The following is a 26,565-nucleotide window of genomic DNA, read 5'->3' as shown; positions in this document are numbered from 1 at the left end:
CTGTCAGTTTCTCAGTTCCTGAATATAGGCCAGCCAATCTTGGTTGCTGATGCCGTTTTGTAATTTCAGATCTTTGCTTTCTTTGAGGTGGTTCAGAAGAAGCTGTCCTTTTAAGGCAATATGATAAGCTCCGTTGGCATCCGCATCCATTGGCCATTCTGGATTTTGGAATCGACTGTCGAAACACACCCCGTTCAGATCCCTAACGGGAGAGTTGATGTAGTCTTCCCCCGTTGCGGCATTGCTGTTTCTCATTTGGAGTACACTGCGAATCAAGGCGACCATCGTATCAATTGCATGAGAATCATCATTTTCTAAAAGTTTGGGTAATATATTACTTCCGTCTCTAAAGACAATGCCTTTTTCTTCCAGAAGGGCAATGAGTTCATTAGCGGGATAGAGGTCTCTGTAACGACCCGTAAAACGATGATTTTCGATTACAGGAACAATTCGTTTTCCTGCAATGAAGGGCGTCCCTTTTGCATCAAATTGGGTTTCATTCTTTTCGAAAACAATATCCCAAGCTGGCATGAAGCCAGGAAGCCCTCTCTGGAAAGAGAGATTCCGATTCATTTTAAAATGGAGGATAAAATCACCTGTTTTGACATCATAATGCAGGAAATCAAATCCTTCTAGGAAATGCTTCCGACTTTCATGATTTTTAATGGTCTTCCATACAAAGGGATCGACAAAACCAGTCAGGGGATCAATCTTTGAGGTATAAGGGGCCGGTACATAGAAAAGGAAGCCGCTTTGCGTGCCCATTTTTGCAAAGCTCGTGAACTGATCTGTAAGTTGATACGGGTTTAAGACGCCTCCTACTTTCTCAGCAGGATAATCTTTGAGAACCAAACAGTTGAGTTTATCTATTAGCATCTTTTCAAATTGTTGGTAGACTGCTTTTTCGGCAATGCCTGTCCGTTTTGATTTAAATCCGAAGTTGAGGTTTTCAAGGACGACAATAGCTTGGTAATGAATCATCAGGTCTACAATTTCATGGATGACCTGTGACAAGTAGCCTTGTTTAAGGTCTTTGATCGTTCCGACGACGAACCAGGCTTGACGGGCGGCAACACGCTCTTTTTCCCTGTTGTCCAATTTTTTTTGGTAGTCAAATTGCTGGATGGTATTCAGGGAACGCTGCTCCAAAATTTTCCCAGTACTGTCAATGACGGTAATATAGATTAGATTGCGTTCTCCACGATCGATACCAATGATGGGCGTTTCCGGATGCTCCTTAAGGTAGGCATTGACACGCTGGTTGAATTTACTGGGACTATTGGCTGCTTGATAATTCAGTGTAATGGGAACATGGAAGAAAAATTTATCGGAAGTAAACCGCCGATCCTTTATAATTTCATGGGAGACTTCTTTGGTGATAACATTTGGAAGCAGGGCCCTTGCTTCATCGGAAAGATCATGGCTTAGCCGGTGGTTGACATAATCGTACAGTTCTTGGTAGAGGGTATCTGGAATCGGTGTCTTCTGGTCCTTTAGTTTTTTGTTCAGCATTTTTTCCCCAAGACGATGGGCCACCCGCTTCATGCAGCTTTTAGGTCGATAGAACAATTCTGCTTGACCATTAAGTTTGATGCTGGTTTTCGCAAGGTTTTCAGGACTGAAGAGACCTGTCCAATACAGGGTGTGGAGATTTGGTTTCCCGTGATGGCCCTTCGCAAAATCCTTATTGTAGATTTGGAACAGATACAATTTTCCCGTTTCTACAGCATCCATGATTTCCTTTTCAGCAATTCGTTGGAAGGAGATATGGTAGAGAAGCGGATTCAGTTCGGCGTAATATTCCCCTAAATCTTTATATTGCGAAGAAGGTCGGAGTGAAGATAAATCGATTGAAGTTGTTTTCGTATATTTAGAGAGAAAATCCCGCGTAAAGTCAATCCATTTGCAAAGCGCTTCTCTATAGCCTTTTTGATCGCCTGTCTTCTTTGCATAAGCCGTTTGAAACTTTTTAGGCTCCTTTTCAGGATTGTTCAGGTCATAAATTTCTTTTGTGATTTCAAGAGGTTCAATGAAATTATTTGAGAGAAGAATGGGGGTGGTATGAGTTTGAAAATGAGCGGTTACAGCCTTTAGCTGAGTGGAACACTTAGGAATCATTTTTGCGGCATCTGGGAAGTAGTCATAGTACATCTTATCGAATCCTTCTGATGTTTTTTCTGTCGGCTCAAAAGACAGGGCTTTATAGCGCCCCTTCTGTTTAGGCATGATACCAAGGTAATAGAGCCCATTTTTTACGAATAAAATAGCTCCATTATCTTTTTCTTTATTGACATCCCAACCAGAGGCAAGGGTTGGCATTTGAAAATTCAATTTAAATTTTTCCACCGAATAGGGCTTTTTTGTCGCATAATTTCTTGCTTTATTATAAAACGAAAGGCTTGGTTCCATTTCTAGTTTAATGCCTGTCAGCCGTGCTGAGAATTCTGGGTCGACTTCATTGCTTTCATCGACAGCAAACCAATCAAGAAGATGATAAAGGCCTAAAAGCGAATCGAGCTGTGATTTGAGGATTTCTTTTCCTTCCTGATTTTTAATGTTGTGGGAAGAGGCTGGTCAAGTGCAGCATGGGCATGGGAAAGAATTTCACTTGTTTTTTGTTTGAATGCTTCTGATAGTTCTTTTCCCGCAGCAGAAATAATTTCTTGGAGATTTATATCCTCATGTTTTAGTGACCTTTGAACTTTTTCTTTGGCACTTTTTGTTATTTTGCCAGTGAGTTCAGAAATCCGTCTTTCGTAAAGTGCATTGCGCAAGGTATCCCAATGGTCACAAAGCGCTGAAGAGATGGTTTCTAACTTTTTATGAGAAATAAAGATATGAGTCAAATCAATGGAATTTAATTCATTGAAAAGGGCTTCTGCAGTCTCCAGTACATTTTCGTTTCTCAAGAGGGTTTTATATTTGCAGAAGGATTGGATGACTTCCTCATCGCTTTTGAATTCTTCCAAAATAAAGGATAACGTATTTCGATCGGAAAGAATTTGTTTAAAAAGAGGAATAAAACGATGCGGCAGGGACGCGATTATATGGGCTGTTTCATCATTTTTTTGGATAGCCAGATTGAGAACTTCATTAAGTCCCTTGATTTTTTCTGTGCCTGCTTCCCTAGATATGCCGCCGAGAAGTTGATTATAAAGATCAATTTGCGTTTGGGTTAGAAGTTGATTATAAAAGGGAAAGGAAAAGACTTCTTCAATAGGCGTACTAACAAAGATTCCAATGGCCTTTTTGACATTTTCAAAATGCTCCCGCAAAGAAGGAACTGCGGTTATCAATCTTGTAAAAATATGGCAGTTTTCCTTAAATTTAGGGAAATTGTCCTGGACGATTCGATGGGGAATTGCCGTGCTGATATCTTCAGCGCTAAAGACATTTTTTCGGTTTTCATAAAAGCCGGAAAAATAGGTCGTAAATTTGTCAAACGAACGGAGTAGAGCATTTTCATGTTCTGTCGTGGTTACGGTCCCTAATTGCTTTAAAACTTTTCCATTGAAAAGTTCAGCTTTAAAAAGTCCTTTATAGATTTCAGCATGGCGCTTATTTATGGCATCTGTCAGATTATCCGTCCGACCTATAAAGTAGTCATGAATCGCATTTCTATATGTTGCTTGCTCCTCAATCAGCGCATTTCGTGTTTCTTCGGTTTTTTCCTTACGATAGGAGTCTATGGCTGCAGATAGATTCTCCCAGTCAAGCTGTACCAGTTGGAGACATTGATCAGCATAAGTCTTATAGATGCGGTCAATGATTGGTTTTAACTCTTTGTAATGGTCATTGCGAGCTTTATCCTCCTCAATGAACCCTTGCTCCTGGATATGTTTGAGTGTTTTTCCTTGGGGAATCAGTTCAAAACGAAGGGTCTTCGAAACTTGGTATAAATTGGTAAAATCTTCAAATTGGGTCATAAATTATTCCTCCTTGGTAAGTCTGCCTGACTTGGTATCATTCTTTCTGGATGGCTTAGCCTGATGCTTTCTATTCGTGTCAGTTCTATCTTAACACACTTCAATGAACTGTCAAATTAATGGGAAAAATATGGGGCTTGTTTTCTTTTTTTACAAAAAAGGTCTTGACGTAGGGACAAAAGTGAAAATAAAAAGAGAAGGACAGGAAATCAATGATGACTTCCCATCCTTCTCGGACTTATTCCCGCTTGCGGAAGCGGGCAAAGAGATTGACCGGATGGTCGGAACAAAAGGGATAATCGGGAACGGATTCAAGGACTTTGGCTTTTGCCGCTTCAAGGTCATGGAAGACTTGCCACTTGGCGTCAATCTGGGCTTTTCCCGATAGGCGCAGGAGATAGGAGGGATGGAAGGTGGCAATGGCGTCAAAGCCTTGGTTTGTCCGGAACCATTGGCCTCGTTCCTTGGTGATGCGGGCCTCGGGACCTTTGAAGTATTTGAGGGCTACGCCGCCCAAGGCAATGATGACTTTGGGCGCAATAAGGCGCAGCTCCTCGTCAAGGATGCGATGGGCGCAGAAAGCGGCTTCTTCCGGCGTTGGTGTCCGGTTGTTCCTAGGCCGGCACTTAATGACGTTTGTTGTAAGGACATGGTCCCGTGTGATTTTGACGGACCAGAGCGCCTTATCCAGGAGCTGTCCGCTGGGGCCGATAAGGGGACAGCCATAGTCATCCTCGACGCCGCCTGGTCCTTCGCCGACAATGACGAGGGGACTGTGGGGATCCCCAAACCAGCCAACCGGAGCAATACAGTCACCGCGCAGGGGACAGGCTGTACAATCTTCCATTTTTCTTTGGAGTATGTCCAGTTCTTCCATCCAAAAGACCTCCTTATTTACGCAGGCATTCGTTGGCTGGGACCCGTTTCAGGAAAATGCCCGCAACAAGTCCCGTAAAGATACCTGTGGGAATTCCAATGCCGATGAGAAAGGGCAGGTAGCTCACAAGGGCTGTGCTCTGCATGAGCACCATGGCCGCAAGGATTTGACCGCAGTTATGGGTGAAGGCACCGAGGACGCCAACGCCGACGCTGGAAAACCAATCCTTCTGGACGGCAAGGGCCATGAAAAGAAAACTCAGGACAGCACCGGCAAGTCCAATGCTGAAGCCTGGGGAAAAAAGGCCGGTAAAAAGGAGGCCTGTCAAAAGGATCCTCGCTGCAAGAAAAAGGGCCGTCCGTTTCGTTCCGTAGAGGTAGAGGACGATGATGGTCACGGCATTGGCAAGGCCCAAATGGGCTCCCGGCAAAGGCAGCAGGTAGGCTACGGTTGATTCGGCAAATCGCAGGGCAATGGCGGCTGCCAAAAGGATCCCAAGCTGGGTCAGGTCGTGGGCGCTGAACCCCTTAGCGGAGGATGGCATCATGTTCACGCTCCTTTGCAGCACTTTGGAGGGTCAGAAGCACCTTTTCCGGGACGCAGGCAATGGTCTCTCCCGGTTTCTGGATCCGGCCTTCCTTAATGCAGATTTTATCGGGGCAGGGTGATGATTCGACCCAAGCTCCATCCTTATTATAGACGATGACCATCTGTCCGTCATCCACATCAATGGTCAGTTTCGTATCAGCCGTAACTTTTCCCAGATCCACGCGCTTGATGACGGCCCGATCCTTTTGGATGACCAGTTCTTTATGGGTTCCCTTCTGGGTCATATTGATGAAGAGGAAGCTGAGTACGGCTGCAAGAGCCATGACGGCAATGAGCCGTCCATCATTTTTGCGCATGAAAACCTCCTTTATTGACCTTGGACGAAAAGGTCCTTGAGTCCGCTGGAAATGTGGAGCGTTCCATCCAGGTCCTGATAGACCATTTCAAGGGACGGATTGTTTTCAACAAGGGCCATGGCGTCCTTAGGTGTCATGACAAAGAGCAGGGTGGAATAAAAATCTGCCCAAAAGGCCGATTGGGTAACGACTGTAACGGAATGGGCATTGCGGCTGGGCCAGCCCGTCTGCGGATTGAGGATGTGATGGTAGCGGACGCCGCTTACTTCGTAATAGCGCTGATAGTCGCCGCTTGTTGCAATGGCTGTACCGGGAGGAACCGAAAGGGTTCCCAGGACCTTTTCCGGATCCTTCGGGTCCTGGATGCCGATGCGCCAAGGTTTGTGATCAGGCTTTTCCCCAAGGACCTTGATGTTGCCGCCGGCGTTGATGAGGGCGGTTTGGAAGCCGCCTTCCTTCTGGAGGACCTTGGCCGCTTCTTCCACGGCGTAGCCCTTTGCCACAGCTCCCAGGTCGATCTGGGTCCCCGGCATGAGGGTAAGGGTGCCCGTTGTTTCGTCGATCCTGACGCGGGAACCTTTGGTGAGGGTGAGAGCGTCAGCAATTTCAGCTCTGGAAGGCACGGTCTTTTTCTCTCGATTGTCGTTCCAGATCTTGATGACAGGTCCTAAGGTGAGGGAAAGTTCCTGATGGGGATGGCTAGCTGCGCTTTTTAGGATGGCAAGGAGGTGGGGGGCCGCTTTTTGGGGCCCCGTCCCTGCCTTTTCATTGATGGCATAAAGGTCCTTAGGACCATGGGGTGCGTAGGAATCCGTTTCATCAGCAATCTCTTGGAAGGCGGCAAAGGCCTTGTCGGTTGTACTTTTGAGGGTGTCCTCACTTTTCCCCGTTGTTTCAATGGTGACGATGGTATCCATCATGAAGCGTGTATCTTCATGATGGATGGTGCTGTTTTGGTCTTGAAAAAAGCAGCCTTGAAGAAACAGGCTGCTTAAAAGAATCATCCATATTTTTCTCATCATAGATCCATTCTTTTTGAAATGGCGCCTAGCTTACTGCTGGGCTTCTTGGTTGAGGTTTTCTGCCGTCTGGCAGGCAACACAGCCCACCGGATCCGGTCTTTTTGCAGAAGGCTGGGGAGCTTCAAGCGGTGTGATCTTGACCAGGCACTTGCGCGGGCATTTTTGTACGCACAGTCCGCAGCCAACGCATTTATCGTAATCGATGACAGGGATGCTGCCATTGACACCGTCTTCCATGGTGATGGCTTGTTTCGGGCAGTTCTTTGCGCACAGTCCGCAGCTGATGCAGGAAACGCCGCAGTCAGTCATAGCGGCTTTGCCTTTTTCACGGTTGTTGCACTGGACCAGAACCTTGTTCGAAGCCTTCATCATTTCAATGAGGAACTGCGGGCACGTGGAGGCACAGGCACCGCAGCCAACGCATTTATCATAGTCGAACTGGGGCAGGCCATTTTCTCCCATGGCCAGGGCGCCGAAGCTGCAGGCATCAACGCAGGCGCCACAGCCAAAGCAGCCAAAGTTGCACTGGCCAGGGCCGCCAGCGGTAGCCGCGGCGAGGAAGCAGTTCTTGACGCCTTCCCGTTTGTATTTGGCCGGGCGGTTTTCTTTGCACCCATTGCAGTGGAGACGGGGAATCATGCGGACGGCATTTTCGTCGTCGTCAGCTGCAAGGCCCATCACCGCTTTGATGGCCTTTTTGTTTTCGGCAGCACAGGCTGCACATTTCATGGCGCCTTCTTCTTGGCCGGCGACGATGGCATCTGCCATGGCAGCACAGCCAGCATAGCCGCAGCCGCCGCAGTTGGCGCCCGGCAGGAGGGCCAGGATTTCATCCTTGCGGGGATCTTCTTCAACGGCCAGTTTCTTGCCGGCGATGGCAAGGATGGCACCGAAGACGCCGCCTAGGATGGCAATGATAATAACAGCAGTTTCCATATCTTTCAGCTCCTAACTCAATGAATACCGCTCATTCCCATCATGGCGATGGACATGCAGGCGGCCGTAATCAAGGCAATCGGCAGGTTTCTCAAGCAGCTGGGGATCATATCCTCATTGAGCTTTTCGCGGATGCAGGAGAAGAGCAGGATGGCCATGGTGTAACCCAGGGACGTGCCGATGGAGTTGGCAACAGACTGCAGGAAGTTATAGTTGGATTCAACGTTGATAAGGGCGATACCCAGGATGGCACAGTTCGTGGTGATCAGGGGCAGGTAGATCCCCATGGCCTTATGAAGGGCAGGCATCGTCTTTTTCATGAACATTTCAACGAGTTGGACCAAGGTCGCGATGGACAGGATGAAGACAAGGGTCTTCAAGTAGGTCAGATCGAAGGGGACCAGGATGAGGTGGTACAGGGCATAGGAAAGCATGGTAGCAAGAAGCATAACAAAGGTTACGGCTGCCCCCATGCCAAGGGAGTTATTGAAGTTCTTGGAAACGCCCAAGAAGGAGCACATGCCCAGGAACCGGGATAAGATGATGTTGCTGACGAAGATGGAACTGAATAAGATTCCAAAGATACTGTCTCCCATTAACGAGCATCTCCTTTCTGACGGAAGTAGTTAACCATAGCAAAGACGAAGCCCATGGTCAGGAAGGCACCTGCCGGCAGGATGAAGATGAGGACCGGGGTGTAGGCACTGCCAAGCACGACATGACCAAAGAGTTTGCCGGAACCGATGAGTTCACGGAAGAGGGCAATGAGGCTCAGGGCGAAAGTAAAGCCAATGCCCATACCAATGGCATCAAGGGCGGAGGAAACAACGCCGTGTTTGCAGGCAAAAGCTTCTGCACGGCCCAAAACGATGCAGTTAACTACAATCAGGGGAACGAAGACACCCAGAGATTCATACAGGGCCGGAACAAAGGCGTTCATCAGCATTTCCAGGATGGTTACGAGGGATGCGATGACGACGATGTAAGCCGGGATATGGACCTGATCGGGAATGAGTTTCCGGATCAGGGAAATGATGATGTTGGAGAAGAACAGGACGAAGGTAAAAGCACAGCCCATACCGACCGCATTCTCCAAAGATCCGCTTGTTGCCAGGGAGGGACAAACACCCAGGAGCTGGACAAACAGCGGGTTTTCTTTAATGATACCTTTTGTCAAATCTGACAGCATGCCGATCAGCCCTTTCCGTTAGCAAAATTCTTCATGTAGTGGTCGCGTGCCGCGTTAACGCCTGTAACGACCGCTCTCGAAGTGATGGTGGCAGCCGTGATGGCACGGATGTCATTGTCCTTCGTGGGATCTTGTTTGGTGACAACAAGGTCATTTTTCAGGGATTTTCCTTTGAACTGAGCCTGCCATTCCGGTTCGGTGCTGCGGGCACCCAGACCCGGGGTTTCCGAATGGCTCAGGACCTTGATGCCCGTAATGGTCCCTTTCTCGGCGTCGATGCCGACCATGAGTTTGATCTTGCCGCCGTACCCGCTGGGATCGACAGTGTAGATATAACCGTTGGCTTTGCCGCCTTTACTGGATTTTTGGATATCGCTGATGAGGTCTCCCGGGGCCTTTTCCTTCTGGAGGTCGCCCAGGTCAGGGAGGACCTGCTTGTAAGCTGCTTTTGTATCAGCTTCATGCTTTTTGGCAATGATTTCCTTGGTCCCTTCATGAGCGCCGGCAACGAGGGCAACACTGGCAGCGCAGGTGATGAGAAGGGTGGATGTCAGTTTTACGAAGAAATTACTCATTTTTTGAGACCTCCTCCGAAGGATACGTTCCGGACGAACCGGTCAATCATCGGGGTGACCATGTTCATCATCAGGATGGAATAGCAGACGCCTTCGGTGTAGCTGCCACGCAGACGGATCAGGGAGGTCAGGACACCCAGGCCAATGGCATAGATGATCTTGCCTTTTTTGGTAATCGGGCTCGTGACCCAGTCAGTTGCCATGAAGAAGGCACCAATCATGAGACCGCCGGCAAACAGATGATACAGGGGGAAGGTGCTGGGATAGCCCATAACGGCACCGTACACACCTGTCAGGATGGCCACGGTGACGAGATAGAAGACAGGGATACGCCAATCAATGAGTTTCTTGTAGATGAGGTAAAGACCGCCAAGTACGAGGGCCGGTACACAGGTTTCACCGAGGGAGCCGCCGACATTGCCCCAGAAAAGGTTCATGAGGTCAGGAAGCTTGGCCGCACTGGCGGCACCGCCGGCCTGCCAGATCTTTTCCGTAGCCCGCATGACAGCAAGCGGGGTGGCTGTGCTGACTGCGTCGGAAGCAGCTGCTGTAGCCGGAAGAACCCAGTTTGTCATCTGCTGCGGGAAGGACGCCAGTAGGATGGCACGGCCGATGTGGGCCGGGTTGAAGATGTTGCAGCCCAGACCGCCGAAGACAGCCTTGCCGACAACAATGGCGAACATGCTGCCCATGGCCGCAAACAGGGGCGGCATGGAGGCTGGCAGGCACATCGCAAGGAGCAGGCCCGTCAGGGCTGCACTGCCGTCCTGTACGGTGTTAGGCTTGTGCATGACTTTATTGCAGATGGTTTCAAAGACAATGGCAGAAACAACACAAGTCACCATGACAATGGCGGCGCTCATGCGGAAGTAATAAACAGAAGCGATGATAGCCGGTACAAGGGCCAACATGACTTCTCTCATGGACTTGCCAATGGTCAGCCCGCAGTGCATATGCGGGGAGGAGGTGACAAGAACCAATGGCGTAGGCTCTTTAATAGGTTCCATAATCAATATCCAGTCCTTTCGCGTAATTATTTATCCAGTTTATAGAACGGGTTGTGACCGCCATGGCCTTTTCCCCTGATGAACTGTTTGCCCATGCGGATGTACTGGACCAGAGGAATGTGGGCAGGGCAGACAAAGGCGCAGGATCCACATTCGACGCAGGCATGGCAGGAGAACCGTTCTGCTTCTTCCCAGTTCTGGCGTTTGACGGCTTGAACGATTTCCGTCGGTTCCAGCTTCATGGGGCAGGCGTCGACGCAGCGAGCGCAATGGACGCAGGGGCTGGGTTCGACATATTGAGCAAAAGGAGATTCGGAATTGAAGATAAGGACTGCACCGGACCATTTAGCAATGGGGTAATCGAGGCTCGGCGTGGAAAAGCCCATCATCATCCCGCCGGAAATGAACTTGCCCGGAGTGCCTTTGAGTCCGCCGGCAGCCAGTTCCACGGCATCGCTGTAGAGCGTGCCCAGGCGGCAGATGTAGTTGCCCGGTTTATTGACGCCGTCACCGCTGATGGTCGTGACGCGTTCATATAGAGGAATGTTCTTTTTCACCATACGGTAGCAGGCAACCGCAGTCCCGACATTGTCGACGATGACGCCGACATCGGCAGGCAGTCCACGGTCAGGAACCGTACGACCGGTGGCCGCGTAAATCAGGTGTTTTTCGGAACCTTCCGGATACTTTTCTGCACAGACGCAGACTTCGATATTCGGTTCGGAAGCGACTTTTTCCTTAACAAGGGCGATGGCATCGGGTTTGTTGTCTTCGATGCCGATGATGCCTTTCTGGGCACCGGAGGCCATCATGAAATATTTCAGGCCTTGGATCATTTCATCAGCCCATTCGAGCATGATGCGATGGTCACCCGTAATGAAAGGCTCGCATTCGATGCCGTTTAACAGGATCGTGTCAATAGGACGGGCCCCTTCCTTCGGAGGCGCGTACTTGACCGCTGTCGGGAACGTTGCCCCGCCAAGACCGGCAGAACCGCCTTCCCGCAAGGCCGTGCGGATGACATCCGGCGTGATTTCCTCGTCGCTGCGTTCCTTGATGGTTTCGCAGGGCGTATCGAGTTTGTCGTTCTTGATGACGACGCACTGGGAAATTGTCCCTTGGGGCATGTAACGATTTTCAATGCGCAGGACCGTGCCGCTGACGCTGGCATGGATGTTGGTACTGACGAAACCGCCTGCCTCACCGATGACCTGACCTAGGGTTACCTTATCTCCTGCCTTGACGACCGGCTTGGCCGGTGCGCCGATATGCTGGGAGAGAGGAATGTAGACCATGTCAGGTGCGGGACATCTTTCGATGGCCACTTTGTCAGTCAAGGACTTGCTGGGAGGTACATGGACACCACCCATAAAAGTTGCTTCTTGTGTAGACATGTAGTTCACCTCTAACCTTTCATGTTCAACTTCAAAACAAAATTATATATGGTTAAGAAGTAAATTACAAGTAGAAGGAGGAAGTCTCCTGTGGATAAGATATCCCTTATAATGGAAAATTTTTCTCAAAAAGTTTACAAAACGTAATGTAAAAAAGTGTAAAATAGTTTATAATAATGAACACGATACAGGTGGACTTGTACAGCTGTAAGAATTGCGATAATGCTTTGAATATACTGACTATATTTATTGGAAGAGTTTTTGTGTGAGAAAGGAAATCTTCATGTTTGGACTGTACTTTGATGATTATGAGACGCCGGTTTTCCGGCCCCCCAGTGAAGCAAACAGTTTCATCCTTCGTGTCACTCGGGGATGTGCCCACAATCGCTGCACGTTTTGTGCCATGTATAAGGACGTTCCCTTCTCAGTCTATACGGACGAGGCTGTGGACCGGCAGATTGCCATGGCCGCCCACTATGCCGGCGATGAAGTACGGCGCATCTTCCTTGCTGACGGAGATGCCTTTGTCCTTCCGACGGAAAAGCTCCTTGCTCTTTTGGCCCGCCTGTACGGGACCTTTCCCAATCTCCAGCGCGTCACAAGCTACGCGGGGCCAAAGGATATCCTCCGCAAGAGCGATGAGGAGCTGCTGCGTCTCCGAGAAGCTGGACTCAAGATGCTTTATTTTGGCCTTGAAACAGGGGACTCGCAGCTCCTGCAGCAGATTCAAAAGGGGGTAACCGCCGAAGAATCCATCGCGGCCGGGCAGAAAGTCGTACGAAGCGGCATGAAGCTGTCCATGATGGTCATTGCTGGTCTCGGCGGCGCGGCGGGGTCTGCACGTCATGCCCTTAAGACCGCATATGCAGTATCCCAGATTCAGCCTGACATGCTGAGTGTCCTGACGCTGCGTCTATATAAAGGAACGCAGATGTTAAGGGAGTTTGAAGAAGGCAAATTTGAGCTGCTTTCGCCTTGTGGCTTGGCCGAAGAAGTGAGGACCTTCCTCAGCCATATTGAGCTGCCGCCGAATCGGCACTGTCTTTTTAGGAGCAATCATATTTCCAATTATGTTCCCCTCAAGGGCACGCTGCCCAAGGACCGGGACCGCTTGCTTCAGGAACTGGATGTTTCCATTGGAAAGCTTTCGAAATTGACGGATTGGGAAGTTTATACTAATATGGAGTATTAAGGAGATTTCAAGAGGCAGTTGGCCTTTTTACCATCGGGGAGAGCTCCCCCTTTCAGCTAGCTTTTAGGAAAGAGGCGTCTATAAATGAAAATGCGAAGACTGTTAACGGCATTTCTCGTTGCTATGATTGCCCTGCCGGTGTCGCTGGGCTTTGCGGCAAAGAAGAATGCCCCCCTCAAAGTCGGGGATAAGGGATGGAAGGTCAAGACCGTCCAAACCAAGCTGAACACCCTTGGCCTTAAGACACCGCTGACGGGAAAATATTCCCGGGACCTGGAAAAGCAGGTGCGGATCTTCCAAAAGACCCATAAGTTGCCCGTTACAGGGAAGGTGGATGATAAGACCTATTTCCGCATCAATGAAGCTGCTTTTGAAAAAGAGGGAATCCATGGCGTCAAGGGCAAAGATGTGGTAAGGACCGCTTCCAAATATAAGGGAGTCCCTTACAGTTTTGGCGGGACAACGCCGCGTGCCTTTGACTGTTCGGGGTTTGTCCAGTACGTCTTCAAGAAACATAAGGCTGACTTGCCGAGAACGGCAGACCTTCAGTATGAAAAAGGTCTTTTCGTGACCATGCGGCAGCTAAAGCCCGGCGACCTGGTGTTCTTTACGACCTATGAACCGGGGGCTTCCCACGTAGGAATCTATGCGGGCAATGGGCTTTTCTGGAGTGCGACTTCGTCGAAAGGGGTCCGTCTGTGCAGCCTTTCCGAGCCGTATTGGCGGTCCCGTTATTACGGTGCCAAACGGGTCCTTGTTTCTGGGGATCGGTCTTATCGTTAACAAGTTGAGGGAGGAAGTTCATGATTAGGGAACGACGCAATAAGGAAAAATTGACGAGTTATTATAATAAGTTCATTGAAGAGGGCATCATCGATCCCAATGTCCATCCGTGGGTCGCTGAGTCGTGGCGTCGCTGCGATGCCCGTAAACAGAACCATGAGACCATGCCGGCTAATGGGGTGCGCCTTTCGGCCAATGAATTGGCCCGGCAGTTGGAGCTGCATAAAGATGTCCTGACTTATGTGGATGGACTTTTTGAACAGAATAAGCAGTATTTTAACTCCCATAACCTGTCCATGATCATCGTTGATGAAAAGGGGTATGTCCTCAAAAACTATGCCCTGCCGTTCTTCCAGCGGAGCATTGATGATATTCAGGGCATGCGTGTGCTCGAAGAGGACTGTGGTACGTCGAGCCTTTCTGTGGCCCGCAGCCACAATGTTCCCTTCTTGATGTTCGGACCGGAAATGTGGGTCCGCGAATGCCATTCCGGTGATGCCTGCTCCGCCCCCATCAGTGTGGATGGACAGAATCGATACTTTTTGTCCATGTTCAGCCTGGACCAGAATGACCTGCCTTATGACATCCTGCTCAGCTTGCTCATGACCATGAAGTATTCCGTTGAAAATTACCTCAAGATGATTGAATACTGGAAGGTCTGCAACATCATCTCCGAAGACATCCCTGCAGCTATTTTCTGGGTCAACCGGGATGGCTCCCTGCGCTACGCCAATGACCGGGCCCGTCTGCGCATGGATGAGGGGGCCCGTATGGAAGATGTCTTCCTGAACTATGAACATATTCCTGTACAAAAAGGTTTTGATGGCAAGAAGACGATCCGTAAGGAAATCACGTGGATTACCCAGGACCGTACCTATGAAGATGTGACGAGCGTCCTGCCCGTCTATAACAGCGGCCGTGTCGACAGTGTCGTCGTCATCACCATGTCCATCGAGGATTTGAAGACCACCATTGCCCACGCCACGGGATACAGTTCCCGCTACAGCCTTTACAGTATGGTCGGTAATTCCAGCGAGTTCCAGGCCCTGCAGCATAAGGCCGCCCGCGTCGCCCGCGGGGATAATAACATCCTGCTCCAAGGCGAACCGGGTACGGGCAAGCAGCGTCTTGCCCACGGTATCCATCAGGCAAGTCCACGGGCTGCGGCTCCGCTCATTACGGTGCGCGGTCACGAAGGACCGGAAGAGGAACTGGAAGAAGAATTTTTTGGCAAGACCGATGGTACGGGCCATCTGGCAGCCGGCAGTTTGGAACTGGCCAATGGGGGAACGCTTTTCCTTGATGAAGTGGAAAAATTCCCGACGAAGCTGGGCGATGTCTTGGCTGATGCTTTGAAAAACGGTGTTCTCAACAAGGAGACAGGCGTTCGCCGGAAATTCAATGTCCGCATCATTGCGGCCTGTGACTCCAACTTGAAACGTCTGACCGATAAAGGCCTCTTTTCCAAGAGCCTCTATGAACTGGTCATTGGCACCGTCGTCCGGGTACCGCCCCTGCGGGAGCGGGTGGAAGATGTGGAAGTCATTGCCAACCATATCCTTACGGAAATGGCGGCCCGTCACAGCATGCCGACAAAGACGCTTTCCCACGAGGCCATGGAACTTCTCAACAGCTGCCACTGGCCCGGCAATATCAAGCAGCTCCAGGGAGTCATTGAACAGGCCTTCTTCCATACGGCAGGCAGTGTCATCGACGCCAGCCATATCAAGCTGCCTGGGGAACACCGCATTGAAAAATCCTGGAAGCATGATAAGGATGCCTTTGTTGCAAGCTGGAAACAGGCCGGTGGCAACATCAGCAAACTGGCCATTATGCTCGGAGTCAGCCGCGTGACACTTTACCGCTACTTGAAAAAATACGACCTAGGTCCCAAAAAATAAATCAAGGACATTATAGGGACGCATCTGTCCCGGGAAAGGTGCGCTTTGCCATCGACAAAACGCATCTTTTCGTGCTTTTTGTGAATGCCTCGTAAAAGGCTGCAAAAAGCCAGGAGCAGATCACCCTAAGGAGGAGCCCAGACCCATGCGTTTACGAAAAAAGCCCTGGATATCCCAGGCCTTGGAAGACTATAAAGGAAAAGAACTGCTCGAGGACGGTCTCGAGGCATACAAGGGAAAATGGCGCGCCCTTCTGGGCGATAAACCCCTTTACCTTGAAATTGGCTGTGGCAAGGGGCAGTTTATCAGCCAAATGGCCCAGCTTCATCCCGAAAATGCCTACCTTGGCATTGAAACCCAGCGGGATGTCTGTTACTATGCTGTGAAAAAACTGCGGGATCAGGAAATTGATAATGCCCGTATTCTGCGGGCTGATGCGGCCCATCTGCTTGACTGGTTCGAAAAAGGGGAAGTGGAAGGGCTCTACCTCAACTTCAGCGATCCCTGGCCCAAGGCTCGTCATGCAAAACGACGCCTTACTTACCGCAGTTTCCTTGCTCTTTATAAGACAATCCTAAAACCCGCGGGGCATCTGCGGTTCAAGACCGATAACGATGCGCTTTTTGAGTTTTCCTTGGAAGAATTCAAGGAATTTGGCCTTCCCCTTCTCACCGTAAGCAGGGATCTCCACCACACGGAGATCCTCAACGAAGCACAGACAGAGTACGAACAGCGCTTCAGTGCCTTGGGAAAGAATATCAATTTCTGCGAAGTTGTTTTTTAGTGGGAAAGGAATCGGATGATGAAGGAGAAATGCATCTTCAAAAATCCTAAAATCGCGATGGTGATCCTCGTCATGGCTCTGATGATTGCCGGCGCCCTCAATGTCTATAGTGCCAGTTTTGCTATGATGGGCTATGGAAAAGGGTATTTTAGCGGCTATATCGCAAGATATCTTCTTTTTGGAGTCATCGGCCTGATTTTAATGGGATGGTTGGGCTGGAAAATGGACTATCATCAACTCCTGGGACGGAGGGCGGAAATGGCGATTGCTTTTATCAATATCGTTTTGCTCGTTGCCGTCGATCTGGCCGGTCATACGGCTAAAGGCGCCCAACGCTGGCTGTCCCTTGGCCCTGTCAGTTTCCAGCCTTCGGAATTGGCAAAGCTTGCCATCATCCTTTTAGGTGCCGCTTACCTCGGGAAGGTCATGGAACAGGGGAAGAAACCCTCTCTTGTGAATCATTTTTCCTTTGCTGTGGTGATCATCGGCCTCCTTGTTTTCAAGCAACCTGATATGGGAACCAGTGCTATTTTGATTGCCATTGCCTTTTTTCTCTATATTCTTGCCGGACTGCCGACCCTCATGGTCATCGGGACAATCCTTATCGGTGCGGTGGGGGCCGTAGTCGGTGTTGTCATTGCTCCCTACCGGCTGAATCGCATTTATGTATGGCTTGACCCCTTCCGAGATCCCCAAGGTCTCGGCTACCAAATGGTCCAGTCCAAGGTGGCCATTGGCAGTGGTGGATTTGGCGGTCTTGGGCCTGGCCAGGGGCTGGGAAAATATTTTTATCTTCCTGAAGCCCACACGGACTTTGCTTTTTCCGTATTCTGTCAGGAACACGGTTTTTTGGGCGCGTTCGTCCTCATTGTCCTTTTTCTCATGCTTGGATATGTAATCTATACGGTCGCACGCCGGACGCGCGACCATCAAGGGTTTCTCCTTGTCATGGGCGCCAATTTCCTTATCGTTGGACAGGCCTTTGCCAATATGGCTATGGTCTGCGGAATCCTGCCCGTCATTGGGGTGCCGCTATCTTTTATTAGTTATGGGGGAACGAGTCTTGTCACGACACTCCTTGCTATGGGGCTTGTTTTCTCTGTCTATCATGACGAAGTGCGTCGGGAAGAAAAGGAAGCCCCGCCGACCCTGCCCCTCCGCCATTCACAGCGGCCTCCCTTTGTGGGAACGCCGCGCTATCAGAAAGACAGGTGGAAAAAATGAAGCTTTCATTTTTCAATTTTTTCCGCAGAAAGAAACAAAAAAAGGCGACTGAGGGTCCTTCCTTTCCTCAGTGGAACCGTCCATCGGGACGAAGGAACCGGCAGTCCCTGGATAATGACCACGCTTTTTCAGCGTCTGCCGCGCATGAACACAGTCGCCGGATCCTAACCTTGGAAAGGGATCGCGGTGCTTTGAAGCGCGGCCAGCGGCGCAGCCGCGTCTTGTGCCTTGCTATGGTCTTATTTGTCGGTGCCATTATCCTGCAGCTTGTGAACCTGCAGTTCGTCCAAAAGGATTTTCTTGCCCACTGGGCCTTGAATCAAATCAGTGGGGAAAACCTTGAAATTGTCCCCCGTGGGAGCATTGTAGACCGTAATGGGGAAGAACTGGCCGTAAGTGTTGTTTCCCGGTCACTTGCCGTCAATCCTCAGGAACTGGTTGATGATCCTGACCGTTGGCCAAAGGGCCAGATGCCGGTTCGCGATGTGCGTCAAGTCGCTGCCAACCGCCTTTCCCCTATCCTGCAGATGCCCGCTTCAAAGCTCATGGAGCTTTTTACCGATAAGCAGCATATGTTCTTTTGGGTGAAACGGACCTTGGATCCCCATGTTGCTAAGGAAGTCTCTGAGGTGTTGGACGAAGAAAAGATCCCTGGATTCCATTTTATTGAGGAAAGTAAACGGTATTATCCCAAAGATAACCTTGCAGCGCAAGTCATCGGATTTGTTGGAATCGATGATAAAGGACTTGAGGGCGTGGAAGCTTCCATGGATACTTATCTGCGCGGCGTCAAGGAAAAGCAGACCAATTACACGGATGCCAAGGGCAACCTCATTGGACCCTCCGGTTTGAATGAGGTCCAGATCCAGCGGAAAAATACTGTACAGCTGACCATTGATGCGCGCATGCAGTTCATCTTGGAGCGCGGACTTGACGACGCCATCAAAAAGACAAAGGCGGCAAGCGCCGCGGCAATCCTTATGGATCCCAATACGGGAGAAATCCTGGGGATGGCAAGCCGGCCGACCTTTGATCCCAATCACTTTGCCGACGCCTCCAGCGAGGCCTATATGAACCGCGGTGTAGGAATCATTTATGAGCCTGGATCTGTCTTTAAACCCATTATGGGTTCGGCCGGTCTTATGGAAAAGATCATTACGCCGGATACACCCTTCCATGATGAAGGATCCATCGACGTTGGCGGCCGGCGCATCCGTAACTGGGACGGCCGTGGATTGGGCAATATCAAGTTCGAGGATATCATCAAGTTCTCCGTCAATACGGGCATGGCTTCTCTAGGACTCAAGCTCGGCGGAGAAAAGGAAACCGAGTATGCCAAGCGCTTTGGCTTTGGCGAGGCTACGGGAACGGATGTACCGGGCGAAGAAGTGGGAATCCTTTATAATCCGAAGGACATGGTCCCCTCTGACGTTGCCACCATGGGAATCGGTCAGGGGATTGCCGTCACACCGCTTCAGATGCTGCGGGCCATCTGCGCCATTGCAAACGGGGGGAACCTCGTCCGCCCTTATGTCGTAAAGAAAGTGACCGGACCTGATGGTAAGGTCATCAAGGAAAATAAGACCCAAGTAGACCGGCAGGTCATTACGCCGGAAGTTGCTTCCCAGATGCGGGCCATGATGGAGAAGGTTGTTTCTGAAGGGGGCGGCAAATCGGCCCAGATCAAAGGCTACAAGATTGCAGGCAAGACGGGAACCGCAGAAAAGCTTTCTCCTAAAGGCGGGTATATCCCCGGTGTCTATATTGCTTCTTTTGTAGGCTTTGTGCCTAGTGATAATCCTCGCTATGCCATGATCATCATGATTGACTCTCCAAAGGGTGCCTATTATGGGGCACAGGTCTCAGCGCCGATTTTCCGCGACACGCTGCAGCAGATCCTTGTGGCTCAAGGCGTCCAGCCGAGCAATAAGGCTGATCTTAAGACCATGGATTCCCTTGCGGAAAAGGATGGAGGAAAGGAAGGAACCCTGCCTAGTCTTGCTCCCAGTGGGGAAAAGACAGTTCGCCTGCCCAACCTCGCCGGCTGGTCCCTGCGGGAGACGATGGAGATCCTTCAAAAGGGCGGGCTTCAGCTCCTGCCCATTGGCAGCGGAATCAGCTTCAAGCAATCCCCGCCGCCAGGGACGACCCTCAATGAAGGGGATGCTGTAACGGTTTGGTTCCGGTAAAGCGTTGTCACAGTGGTGCTCCTTGTAGTAGAATAAAATTAAGTGGATTCTTATCAGACTGCAGCAGTCTTCTTGGAGGAAACTGTTGCAGTCTTTTTTATAGGGAGAGGTCTTCTCTCCTTGTTCCTGAAGAAAGGATGAATCAACGTGAAACGACAGCTTGTCCTTGAAGGTAAGCCCGTGGCTGACGCAATTCGCGAGAAATTGGTCTCCCAATTTTCCGAATGCGAAGCGACCTTGGCCACTTTTATCATAGGAAACAATGCACCAGCCCATGTCTATAAGCGGAGTCTTTTGAAATGCGCCGAAAGCCTGGGCGTCAGGACGCGGGATGTGGAATTGCCCGAGAGCGTGACTCAACAGGAGGCTGAGGCCTCCCTTCGTGCTCTCAGCGATGACCCGGCTGTGACGGGGATCCTGCCCCTTATGCCGGTACCGCCCCAAATCAAGCAGATGACGCTCATGAGCTGCCTTGATCCCAAAAAGGACATGGACTGCCTCCATCCCTTGAACAGTGGGGAATTCTATCTGGGCATCAGTCCTTGGGGTCCCTGCACGCCGCGGGCTTGTATTGCCCTGCTTGACTATTATCATATTCCCCTTGTAGGCAAACGGGTCGTCATGGTGGGGTACGGTGATGTGGTCGGCCGTCCGCTCACGCTCATGCTCGTCGATCGCCATGCGACAGTCACTGTATGCCGTTCCAAAACAAAAAATCTGCCTAACATTCTCAGTCAGGCAGATGTGATTTTGAGTGCTGTCGGCAAGCCAAACTTCATCACTGAAGATATGGTTCGCGAAAACTGCGTCCTTGTCGATATTGGGCTTTCTTCCCTTGATGGGAAAATGGTGGGCGATATTTCTGAAGGGGCAAAGCTCAAGAAGGCTGCTGCCTATACGCCCGTTCCTGGTGGGGTCGGGGTCCTCAGCAATCTTATGGTTATGGAGACCTTGACGCGGAACCTTTGATCAGCGGTCGTATCTTGTTTTGAGCTTATTCATGAATTTTTCCTTTTTGACCAGGAAACGTTCATGGGATCCTTGCCCAATGATTCCGTGTTCATCGGAAGCCGTGAGCTTAAAGGAAAGCTTGCGCCCGTTAATACCGACGAGAACAGCTTTAGCGGTTACCTGGCGGCCAACAGCGGTTGCCGCGTCATGGGAGATGTTGAGGCTGATGCCGACACTTGTCGTATCCTCATCGAGGAGGGGTTCTACCAAGTTGCAGGCAGCCTGTTCCATGAGGGCAACCAGGGCCGGTGTAGCAAAGACATCGAGACTGCCGCTCTTCATGGCTTTTGCTGTGTTTGTGTGCATGACCATGACCGTTGCTTCAGCAGCGGAACCAATCCGAAATTCTGTCATAACAATTCACTTCTTTCTGCAATGTTTTTAAAATCCATTCGTTATCATTGTATTCATTTTTAGGTGTTTAGGCAAGGGAGGGGAGCATTCCATCCTGTTTCCGCAAGGCGTGGAGATAGGGGCCTGCCTTTATGCTATAAGGAGGGAGAACCATGTTGTTCCACGATATTTTTGCCCATCATCCTAAGGAGCGGGAAGCCATCATCGACCAGGACCGCAGCGTTACCTATGGTGAGTTTCAGGATCTGGTGGAGCGCTGGGCCGCTTATTTCGAAGCCCTAGGTGTAAAAAAGGGAGACCGTGTCGGTCTTGTCAGCAAGAACTGTTTGGAATTCATTGTCACCTATTTTGCTGTCATCAAGGCTGGCGGCGTCATTGTTCCCATCAATTTTCAGCTCGTGCCGCGGGAGATTGCCTATATCGTCAAGGATACAGCGATGAAGCTTCTTGTCGTAAAGGAGGCGCTGCCTCTTGCAGAACCGCTGCAGGAGCTTTCTGCTCCGTCTCTGATGCAGATTACCTTTGATGAGCTCCATCATGCGCCAGAGCAGGAATTTGTGCCCGTGTCCCTTACGGAAACCGATCCATCGACCATCATCTACACATCGGGAACAACGGGCAAACCCAAAGGGGCCATGCTCAGTCACGGGAACCTTTACGCCAATGCCCGTGATTTTATGGAATCGATTCCATTGACGGCAGAAGATACGGCCTTGTGCGTCCTTCCCATGTATCACTGTTTTGCCTGGACCGTGTGCGTGGCCGGTCCCCTGCTCTGCGGCGGACGAATCGTTATCCAGGCGGTCTATCAGTTCAAGGCCGCCATGCGGCTTGTAAAGCAGTACGGTGTAACGATGTTTACCGGCGTGCCAGCCGTATATCGTCTCCTTCATGAGAGCCGCGATCTTGATTCTGTCGATTCTGTCCGTTATTTCATCAGCGGCGGGGCGCCTCTGGGCCTCGACCTTGCCCGCGGTTTTGCCCTTAAGTTCGGCCGTCCTGTCCTCGAGGGATATGGCCTTTCTGAAGCCTCGCCTGTTGTCTCCGTCAACCTGCCCCATAAGGTAAAGGTCGGTTCCATTGGTCCTACCATTGCCCACGTCAAGGCAAAGATCATCAATGCCCATGGGGAGGAAGTTCCTCATTTCGAACGGGGAGAACTTCTTGTCAAGGGCCCCAATGTCATGCTTGGCTATCTCAACTTACCGGATGCGACGGCTAAGGCCATTGAAAAAGATGGCTGGCTTCATACCGGTGACGTAGGGTACATGGATGAAGATGGATTTATTTTCCTTGTCGATCGCGTCAAGGACATGATCATTTCAAGCGGTGAAAATGTGTACCCGCGGGAAATTGAAGAAGTTGTAAGTGCCTATCCTGGCGTGGCGGAGTGTTCCGTCATTGGTATTCCTGATGCCCTGCGGGGCCAGGCCATCTGTCTTTATGTGGTTCCTCGGGAAGGGGAGACCATCGATAAGAAGGCCCTGCGCCAGTATCTGATTGGTCGCATTGCCCCTTATAAGGTGCCGCGGGAGTATTTTCTTGTCGAATCCCTTCCCAAAACAGCGTTAGGCAAGGTGCGCAAGAATGTCCTGCGCGATGAGACCGTGGCCATCCTATCGAAAAACAAGTTTGCCGGGAGGGCCCTGTGATGAAACGGTTCCTTATCCTTATGGCGCTTGCCGCGTCCCTTCTCCTATCAGGATGCGCCCGTGGAGAGATTACGGTAGAACTTTCCCGCTTAGGAGCGGCGGACCTTACGGCCAAGCTTGTCACGCTCCCCATCCTGCAGCCAACGGCAGAGACTTTTGAAGAGGACTTCAAAAAAGATGGCTATACGGTCCAAAAAGTCGATGAAGGTGAATATAAGGGCTTTGTCGCCCATCGTCATTACAACCAGCTTTCGGACATCAAAGAATCCAAGCTGCTGCGGACCTATGACTTTGAAACTTGGTCCCATGCGGCCCAGTATGCCGTGAAAAATAACGGGGCTGCTGGATCGGGGTCCGAAGATAAGGCCCTGCGTCCCGCCCTTCCAGCAGAACGGCATGCGCCTGTTGTGACCTATCATGGAGGGCTTCTTTTTGATACGGTGAGCGTTCATAAGACCGTCCAGCTCAGCCCCCGTGAGGCGATGAAAGATCCCCGTACGGCGGGGATCCTGCGCAGCATCATGGGTCAGTTTGACCTGCGCTTCATCCTGAAGCTGCCGACCCGCGTCGACAGTGCCAATGCAACGAGCGTCAGTGAGGATGGCCGGGTCCTTATGTGGCGTCTGCCCTTGGGAGAGGATTCCGATCTTGATGCCTCCGTGACCTATCTCAATCCCATGAAAGCGGCAGGCTGGATTGTCCTGATTGGGATCTTAGGTGGCTTAGGCTCTGTTTACTTCCGGAAACGACGCCGGGAAAAGGCCCTTGAAGCGTTAGAAAAGAAACAAAGCGATAAGACCAAGTTGTCCTGAAAGATCCGCTATCTGCCGTTTCTTTTGCATGACCGTCCAAATTCTGTTACAATAGAATTGATAAATAAAGGCAGTTGTGGGTTATTTGTATGGGTATTTCATAGGAGCTGGAGGGACAAATATGGCAACTGAATTTCTGGAATTAAAAAAACTGACAATTTTTGTAGGAGAGGACTTTTTCTGTGGAGATCGTCCATTCTACAAAGTCATGCTGGAAAAGGCAGCTAAACTCAAACTTGCTGGCTGCACGGTGTTCCGCGGCCTCCAAGGCTACGGAAGCCGTGTCCGCGGAAGGGAACGGCGGCTTCTCATCAGTGTTTCGGAGGCTATCAATCTTCCTGTAATCATTACCATTATTGATACGGAAGAACAGATTAAGCGCGTCTTGCCATTCCTTGAAAAGAACCTGACTCATGGTGTGGCAACCCTTGATGACGTCAAGATGCTAGCGACAGACTTTGTCAAGGAACGTTTTGAAAAACCTGTGGAAGAGCGCCGCGATCCAAGCCTTCAGGAATAAACCAGTCATCATCGGATGGCGTTACGTGTTTTTATATATGTGTATCGCTGGGGGGTCTCTTTGTCTTTTTGTATCAAGGAAAGTCTGCTGCAGAAAGATGAAGGCCCCATCATGGATGAGGCGGTTCCATAATTCATTTAGCTGGAAAGAACGTAAAAAGGCGGCCAAAAAAGGATCTTCTCCTTTCTTGACCGCCTTTTTTATTGGTTTGAAGCCAGTTTCTGGTCTTTATCCCCCCGGACAGGGATGATCAATTTCTGACCTGGCTGAAGGGCTGCTTTGCGGTCCAGCTTGTTGGCATCAATGATCCGTTCAATGACGTTTCGCACATCTTCGCCGTCTTCTGTATGGCGGCTTGCGATGGACCAAAGGCTGTCACCCGTGTAGACGGTGACCTGCTGTTTATGAAGAAAGGCAGACGGAGCGGCGTTCATCTGCAGGATTCCAAAGGGAAAAAAACCAATCAAAAGCACGAATAATGATCCAATCATCTGTTTCATCATCATGATTCCACCTCACGTTCATACATCATAAAACTGAACTACTGTTTATTTGTTTGTATGATATCATGATAAATTTCGTTTTTCAATAGCTAAATCAAAAATATGTTCGTTAAAAATAAAAAGATAGGAAGCGTGTTCATCTTTTTGGACTGCATGGATTTTTTGCCAAATTGGTCTTGACAAAAGAATAGGCAGCAGATCCAGTCGTGTCTGGATAGTGGGAATGCTTGCCTGCCTGTCTTGAAGAGGTCCCTATTTGTCACATTTTTTCCTTACTGATATGGTATAATGATAAAAAGACCATTTTTTGCCTTTGGAAGTTCATTTTTAGCTGCAGTTCCTTGGCAAAGCAGTCAGGAGGGATTTTTAATGATGGAAGATAAGAACCAGATGGCTCACCAAGACCCTGTCGATCAGGAAGATCTGGTGGAAACCGATGTCCGCCCCTTGGAAGAAAGGGAAAAGGAGGCCGTCAAGGGAGAACTTATTGAAACCGAGCAGCCCGTGGATTATGAAAAGGAAGCAGAATATATCTGCCGCTGGGGTGCTGCAAGGGCCAGCGTCATTGTCATGACCCCTTTCTTGGGCTCCCTTGCCCTTATGGCCAATGAAGTCTATATGATTACGAGATTAAGCGATCTGTATGGTGTGGAACTTGAAACGGGTGCCATTGCCGGTCTCATTGGCTCTTTGGGTGCTTCTTTTGTGGGACAGACCCTCTTTACCCTCATTCCATTCCCACCGCTTCAGGTACCCATGGCTGTTGCTATCACCTATGGTGTAGGGAAGGCGGCTGATGCCTGGCTGAAGGCGGGCCAGCCCAAGGATATGGACCGAATCAAGGAAATCTTTGAAGCCGCTCGCAAGGAAGGGATAGCGCGTTTTAAGGAATTTAAGGAAGATCCGACAAGGAACCTTCCCTTAGGAGATGAAACAAAGGATATGATGAAGGAAAAAGCAGGTCCGCTTTTTGATAAAATCAAGAATGCTGCCGATACGGCCACGGATAAGGTTACGGCTGCGGTGGAAGATATCCGGTCCAGCAAGGAAGGACCGAAAGGCAAGCTTGCCTCCGCAATGGATGCGGCAAGTGATGTAGCAGAGCAGGCCCGTCTCGCCCTTCAGCCTTATAAGGAAATGGCCCTGCGCTGGATTGAGGCCCAGACCTGGGATGAACTGCGGTCTGGGACCCTTGTTGTTCCTTATGAAGATCTCGAAAAAGGGATCCGCGAAGCCATGAAGGACAGTGAGTTTAGGTTCGGCGGCTGCCACTATGCCAAGGATGGACTCTTGGAACTTGTCGTGGAACATGGAAAATATGGCACCATCACCATCGATGCAGGAATTGAAGCGTTTGCCCTTACGAGCAGTGCTTCTTATGGGCGCTTCCGCATCCATGATTTTGCGGTCAGTGAGAACAAGATTGGTGAGCTTGTCGTAAAGCTTCTTGGCTCGCGCCTCATCATGAGTCTTGTCAATGCGGTCTTCAATATGAAGACCATCAGCAAGGATGACATTGTCTGCACTTACAGTGACAATACGCTGACGGTTGACTTTACAGATGTCATCAAAAAGAGCAAAGCAGCTCAGTTTGTAATCAAGGACCGTAATCTATTCGACATTGTTACCCTTACTGGCCTTGTCCCGGAAGAATCAGGACTCAAGGTATGCAGCAAGTGGACATTGATTAAATAATGACGAAAAAAGATAAAACCGCGGAAAATGTTGTTTTCCGCGGTTTTATTTATTTCTTTTTATAGAAAACTATTCCTAATTAAGTACATTCTCAAGGACAGTTTTTTTCAGAAA

General features: G+C 50.0%; 23 protein-coding genes and 1 pseudogene. 11 read left to right on the top strand and 13 right to left on the bottom strand.

The annotated features are described in order from the left end of the window. Nucleotides 1-3 precede the first annotated feature (3 nt). From cas12a to rsxC, 11 genes and pseudogenes are all read right to left on the bottom strand, one after another. Nucleotides 4-3,926 (bottom strand): annotated as a pseudogene (gene cas12a, locus DW817_RS02275) (type V CRISPR-associated protein Cas12a/Cpf1). 238 nt (nucleotides 3,927-4,164) lie between these two features. Next, nucleotides 4,165-4,803, bottom strand: a complete 639-nt coding sequence (locus tag DW817_RS02265) for a uracil-DNA glycosylase family protein (protein ID WP_021736734.1) — start codon at nucleotides 4,801-4,803, stop codon at nucleotides 4,165-4,167. 13 nt (nucleotides 4,804-4,816) lie between these two features. Continuing rightward, complete coding sequence (locus DW817_RS02260; protein ID WP_226828445.1) at nucleotides 4,817-5,350, bottom strand: Gx transporter family protein; 534 nt, start codon at nucleotides 5,348-5,350, stop codon at nucleotides 4,817-4,819. Continuing rightward, nucleotides 5,331-5,708, bottom strand: coding sequence for a NusG domain II-containing protein (locus DW817_RS02255; protein ID WP_009015081.1), 378 nt, complete (start codon nucleotides 5,706-5,708; stop codon nucleotides 5,331-5,333). The genes DW817_RS02260 and DW817_RS02255 overlap by 20 nt, the downstream gene beginning before the upstream one ends. Nucleotides 5,709-5,719: 11 nt before the next feature. Continuing rightward, a complete protein-coding gene (locus tag DW817_RS02250; protein WP_243634044.1) occupies nucleotides 5,720-6,712 on the bottom strand; it encodes an FAD:protein FMN transferase in 993 nt (330 codons plus the stop codon). A 48-nt stretch (nucleotides 6,713-6,760) separates the two neighbouring features. Continuing rightward, complete coding sequence (locus DW817_RS02245; RefSeq protein WP_009015079.1) at nucleotides 6,761-7,666, bottom strand: RnfABCDGE type electron transport complex subunit B; 906 nt, start codon at nucleotides 7,664-7,666, stop codon at nucleotides 6,761-6,763. 17 nt (nucleotides 7,667-7,683) lie between these two features. Further along, nucleotides 7,684-8,262 (bottom strand): electron transport complex protein RnfA, encoded by a 579-nt coding sequence (locus tag DW817_RS02240; protein ID WP_009015078.1) that lies wholly within the window; start codon nucleotides 8,260-8,262, stop codon nucleotides 7,684-7,686. Beyond that, on the bottom strand, nucleotides 8,262-8,855 hold the full coding sequence (gene rsxE / locus DW817_RS02235; protein ID WP_014128056.1) for an electron transport complex subunit RsxE: 594 nt from the start codon (nucleotides 8,853-8,855) through the stop codon (nucleotides 8,262-8,264). The genes DW817_RS02240 and rsxE overlap by 1 nt, the downstream gene beginning before the upstream one ends. A gap of 5 nt (nucleotides 8,856-8,860) precedes the next feature. Continuing rightward, complete coding sequence (locus DW817_RS02230) at nucleotides 8,861-9,430, bottom strand: RnfABCDGE type electron transport complex subunit G (protein WP_009015076.1); 570 nt, start codon at nucleotides 9,428-9,430, stop codon at nucleotides 8,861-8,863. Next, complete coding sequence (locus DW817_RS02225; RefSeq protein WP_009015075.1) at nucleotides 9,427-10,437, bottom strand: RnfABCDGE type electron transport complex subunit D; 1,011 nt, start codon at nucleotides 10,435-10,437, stop codon at nucleotides 9,427-9,429. Before DW817_RS02225 ends, DW817_RS02230 begins: the two co-directional genes overlap by 4 nt. A gap of 26 nt (nucleotides 10,438-10,463) precedes the next feature. Then, the gene (gene rsxC, locus DW817_RS02220) at nucleotides 10,464-11,831 is read right to left on the bottom strand and encodes an electron transport complex subunit RsxC (protein ID WP_016459839.1); all 1,368 of its coding nucleotides are present in this window, start codon (nucleotides 11,829-11,831) and stop codon (nucleotides 10,464-10,466) included. Between the two features lie 283 nt (nucleotides 11,832-12,114). Between rsxC and DW817_RS02215 the strand changes: the two genes are divergently transcribed. The 7 genes from DW817_RS02215 (at nucleotide 12,115) to DW817_RS02185 (ending at nucleotide 20,873) form a co-directional block, all read left to right on the top strand. Beyond that, nucleotides 12,115-13,023: a radical SAM protein gene (locus tag DW817_RS02215; RefSeq protein WP_081690364.1), complete on the top strand. Its 909-nt coding sequence runs from the start codon at nucleotides 12,115-12,117 to the stop codon at nucleotides 13,021-13,023. Nucleotides 13,024-13,107: 84 nt separating this feature from the next. Next, nucleotides 13,108-13,806: a C40 family peptidase gene (locus tag DW817_RS02210; protein WP_016459837.1), complete on the top strand. Its 699-nt coding sequence runs from the start codon at nucleotides 13,108-13,110 to the stop codon at nucleotides 13,804-13,806. A 20-nt stretch (nucleotides 13,807-13,826) separates the two neighbouring features. After that, nucleotides 13,827-15,707 (top strand): sigma-54-dependent Fis family transcriptional regulator, encoded by a 1,881-nt coding sequence (locus tag DW817_RS02205; protein ID WP_009015071.1) that lies wholly within the window; start codon nucleotides 13,827-13,829, stop codon nucleotides 15,705-15,707. Between the two features lie 145 nt (nucleotides 15,708-15,852). Then, nucleotides 15,853-16,491, top strand: coding sequence for a tRNA (guanosine(46)-N7)-methyltransferase TrmB (gene trmB / locus DW817_RS02200; protein ID WP_009015070.1), 639 nt, complete (start codon nucleotides 15,853-15,855; stop codon nucleotides 16,489-16,491). A gap of 15 nt (nucleotides 16,492-16,506) precedes the next feature. Further along, nucleotides 16,507-17,715, top strand: a complete 1,209-nt coding sequence (locus DW817_RS02195) for an FtsW/RodA/SpoVE family cell cycle protein (protein WP_021736723.1) — start codon at nucleotides 16,507-16,509, stop codon at nucleotides 17,713-17,715. Beyond that, nucleotides 17,712-19,904 carry a penicillin-binding protein gene (locus DW817_RS02190; RefSeq protein ID WP_022227209.1) on the top strand — a complete coding sequence of 731 codons (2,193 nt, stop codon included), beginning with the start codon at nucleotides 17,712-17,714 and terminating at the stop codon, nucleotides 19,902-19,904. Before DW817_RS02195 ends, DW817_RS02190 begins: the two co-directional genes overlap by 4 nt. A gap of 147 nt (nucleotides 19,905-20,051) precedes the next feature. Then, nucleotides 20,052-20,873 carry a bifunctional 5,10-methylenetetrahydrofolate dehydrogenase/5,10-methenyltetrahydrofolate cyclohydrolase gene (locus tag DW817_RS02185; protein WP_009015067.1) on the top strand — a complete coding sequence of 274 codons (822 nt, stop codon included), beginning with the start codon at nucleotides 20,052-20,054 and terminating at the stop codon, nucleotides 20,871-20,873. On the opposite strand, the gene DW817_RS02180 is transcribed toward DW817_RS02185, so the two are convergent. Next, entirely contained in the window at nucleotides 20,874-21,269 is a 396-nt protein-coding gene (locus tag DW817_RS02180; RefSeq protein ID WP_120110799.1) for a thioesterase family protein, read from the bottom strand. A gap of 152 nt (nucleotides 21,270-21,421) precedes the next feature. On the opposite strand from DW817_RS02180, the gene DW817_RS02175 reads away from it, so the two are divergent. The 3 genes from DW817_RS02175 (at nucleotide 21,422) to DW817_RS02165 (ending at nucleotide 24,253) form a co-directional block, all read left to right on the top strand. Then, nucleotides 21,422-22,921, top strand: a complete 1,500-nt coding sequence (locus DW817_RS02175; RefSeq protein ID WP_009015065.1) for a class I adenylate-forming enzyme family protein — start codon at nucleotides 21,422-21,424, stop codon at nucleotides 22,919-22,921. Continuing rightward, complete coding sequence (locus DW817_RS02170; RefSeq protein WP_014128061.1) at nucleotides 22,921-23,733, top strand: hypothetical protein; 813 nt, start codon at nucleotides 22,921-22,923, stop codon at nucleotides 23,731-23,733. Before DW817_RS02175 ends, DW817_RS02170 begins: the two co-directional genes overlap by 1 nt. 121 nt (nucleotides 23,734-23,854) lie before the next feature. Then, the gene (locus tag DW817_RS02165) at nucleotides 23,855-24,253 is read left to right on the top strand and encodes a DUF190 domain-containing protein (RefSeq protein ID WP_014128062.1); all 399 of its coding nucleotides are present in this window, start codon (nucleotides 23,855-23,857) and stop codon (nucleotides 24,251-24,253) included. Nucleotides 24,254-24,453: 200 nt separating this feature from the next. Here DW817_RS02165 and DW817_RS02160 read toward each other — a convergent pair whose 3' ends face one another. Beyond that, nucleotides 24,454-24,759 (bottom strand): LysM domain-containing protein, encoded by a 306-nt coding sequence (locus DW817_RS02160; RefSeq protein WP_009015062.1) that lies wholly within the window; start codon nucleotides 24,757-24,759, stop codon nucleotides 24,454-24,456. A gap of 366 nt (nucleotides 24,760-25,125) precedes the next feature. Here DW817_RS02160 and DW817_RS02155 point away from each other — a divergent pair, with 366 nt between their 5' ends. Further along, nucleotides 25,126-26,451 carry a hypothetical protein gene (locus tag DW817_RS02155; protein WP_016459833.1) on the top strand — a complete coding sequence of 442 codons (1,326 nt, stop codon included), beginning with the start codon at nucleotides 25,126-25,128 and terminating at the stop codon, nucleotides 26,449-26,451. The last annotated feature ends 114 nt before the right edge of the window (nucleotides 26,452-26,565 follow it).

Origin of the sequence: Acidaminococcus sp. AM33-14BH (assembly GCF_003603525.1) — a bacterium.
GTDB classification, from domain to species: Bacteria; Bacillota; Negativicutes; order Acidaminococcales; family Acidaminococcaceae; genus Acidaminococcus; species Acidaminococcus intestini.
This window is presented reverse-complemented; position numbering and strand designations above follow the sequence as displayed.